Annotated in this window: 2 protein-coding genes and 1 pseudogene; all 3 read left to right on the forward strand. The window is 64.6% G+C overall.

From position 1 onward, the window contains the following. Positions 1-22: 22 nt before the first annotated feature. Complete coding sequence (locus Q4E95_RS12810; protein ID WP_303383669.1) at positions 23-1,321, forward strand: ABC transporter ATP-binding protein; 1,299 nt, start codon at positions 23-25, stop codon at positions 1,319-1,321. 101 nt (positions 1,322-1,422) lie between these two features. Next, positions 1,423-2,100, forward strand: coding sequence for an ABC transporter permease (locus Q4E95_RS12815; RefSeq protein ID WP_303383670.1), 678 nt, complete (start codon positions 1,423-1,425; stop codon positions 2,098-2,100). After that, positions 2,100-2,456 (forward strand): annotated as a pseudogene (locus Q4E95_RS12820) (glycine/betaine ABC transporter substrate-binding protein); the annotation flags it as partial. The gene Q4E95_RS12815 and the pseudogene Q4E95_RS12820, both read left to right, overlap by 1 nt.

Below are 2,456 nucleotides of genomic sequence, written 5' to 3' on the forward strand. Positions count from 1 at the left end.
CTGACAACCTCGCGAGGTATCCGTGTCTGAAACACAAACCATCCAGAACTCTGCCGAGAAGGTCAGCGGCGCATCCATCCTCCTCGATCAGGTGACCAAGCAGTACCCCGGTCAGGCCAAGCCGGCAGTGGGTGGGCTCACCATGGAGATCCCCGCGGGCAGCATTGTGATGTTCGTGGGTCCCTCCGGCTGCGGCAAGACCACCACGCTCAAAATGATCAATCGTCTGATCGAGCCATCGGACGGGTCCATCGTGATCAACGGGGACAACGTCACGGGCATGAACGGTGACAAACTGCGCCGTCAGATCGGCTACGTGATTCAGGCCGGCGGACTGTTCCCCCACATGAGCGTTGCCGCCAACATCGGTTTGGTGCCCAAGATGCTCGGCTGGGACAAGGACCGCATTGCCGCTCGCGTGGATGAACTGCTCGAACTGGTGTCCCTGGACCCCAAGACCTACCGCAACCGGTACCCCAAGGAACTCTCCGGTGGTCAGCAGCAGCGCATCGGCGTGGCCCGTGCGCTCGCGGCGGACCCGCCCATCCTGCTCATGGACGAGCCGTTCGGCGCGGTGGATCCCATCACGCGGCAACGCCTGCAGAACGAGTTGCTCAACATCCAGGCCGAGCTGCAGAAAACCATTGTCTGTGTGACTCACGACTTCGACGAGGCCGTGAAGCTCGGTGACTGGATCGCCATCTTCAACGAGGGCGCCCAAATCGAGCAGTACGACTCTCCCGAACGTATCCTCGCCAATCCGGCCAGCGAGTTCGTGGAGAACTTCATAGGCTCCGGCGCCGGGCTCAAGCAGCTCACGCTCAACCGGGTGCACGAGGTCGAGCAGCAGCAAGCCGTCACCGCCACACCGGGTGAGCCGCCGGAGGAGATCATTGCCCGGCTCGAGGAGGCCGGTCAGCAGAATGTGGTGATCCTGGATTCGCGTGGCCGCGCGATCCAGTGGTTGTCGCAGCGCCAACTTTCGCGCTTGCAGGTGATTTCGGACGCCGCGGACCCCGACCTGCCCCTCGTCAATGAACAATCCACGCTCAACGATGCCCTGGACGCAATGCTGGTCGCGAGCACCGGCGCGGCACTGGTCGCCGGGCGACGAGACGTATTCACCGGCCTGATCACGGTCAATACCGTGATGGACGCAATCTCGGCCGGCCAGGCTGCCGCCCAGGGCGACGGCGACGCGCCGGTCGGCCTCAACACCGGTGCCATCCCCCAGATCTCCGACAACGGCAACCACAACGACGCCGCCGCAGCCGGTTCCACGGCGGCGGCCACCGAGGGCACCGCTGAGGGTCGCCCGTGAGCGCCACCACCGGGATTGCGAACCCGGATGCCGTCTCGACCACCGCCGCGGTGGCCGGGAGCTCGACCAAGGATCTATGGATTCAGCTGGCCGTCATCCTCGTGGCCATTGCGGCCTTGTTCGCGTGGTTGGCCTTCGGTGACCTGACCGAAACGGAACGAGCGACATTGGCACCCGATGCCCTGTGGGGTTACACATGGGAGCACTTGAAACTCACAGCGGTGGCGGCCGTCCTGGTCCTGATCATCGCGATCCCGCTGGGGATCCTGCTCACGCGCGGCCCGCTGCGAAAGTTCACCGGACCCGTTCTGGTGGTGGCCAATATCGGGCAAGCGGCTCCGGCCATCGGCCTGGTGGTGCTGTTGTCCTTCTGGCTGGGGTTCGGTTTCACGGCAGCGGTCGTGGCGTTGGTGGCGTACGCGATCCTGCCGGTGTTGCGTAACACCATGGTGGGTCTGCAGCAGGTGGACCAACGGCTCGTGGAAGCCGGCCGCGGTATGGGTATGAGCGCGATCGCGGTGCTCTTCAGGGTGGAACTGCCGCTCGCGGTGCCGGTGATGCTCTCGGGTATTCGCACGGCGCTGGTGCTGCTGGTGGGCACCGCGACCCTGGCCACGTTCATCAACGGCGGTGGCCTGGGCATCCTGATCACCACGGGAGTGAACCTGAACTTGATCAAGGTGCTCATCGCGGGTTCCCTGCTGGTGGCACTGTTGGCTCTGCTCGTGGATTGGCTGGGGCGCTTCGTGGAATACGTTGCGCGCCCGAAGGGATTGTGATGGCAACGTCAATACGAACGGGACGAAGGCGGCGGCCGGTGGCCGGGGCGGCGTCGTCGTCGAAACGAAAGCCCACGCGCATTGCTGCCGGGCTGAGCGCGGGCCTTGGCGTGATGCTGCTGACGGGCTGTGGTCTGCAACCGGCTACGTCGTTCGTGCCGGAGGTGCAGCCGGGAACGATTCAGGCCGTGGAAGGTCTGCCCGAGGACGCCCAGATCACGGTGGTGAGCAAGAACTTCACGGAGCAACTCATCCTGGGCAAGATCGCCGTCATGACCGCGGAGGCGGCAGGGTTCGACGTGGAGGATTTCACCAACGTTCCAGGAAGCCAGCCGGTGCGCGAACTCATGGTCTCG

This window comes from Kocuria sp., from assembly GCF_030536815.1.
In the GTDB taxonomy this organism is placed as follows: Bacteria; Actinomycetota; Actinomycetes; order Actinomycetales; family Micrococcaceae; genus Kocuria; species Kocuria gwangalliensis.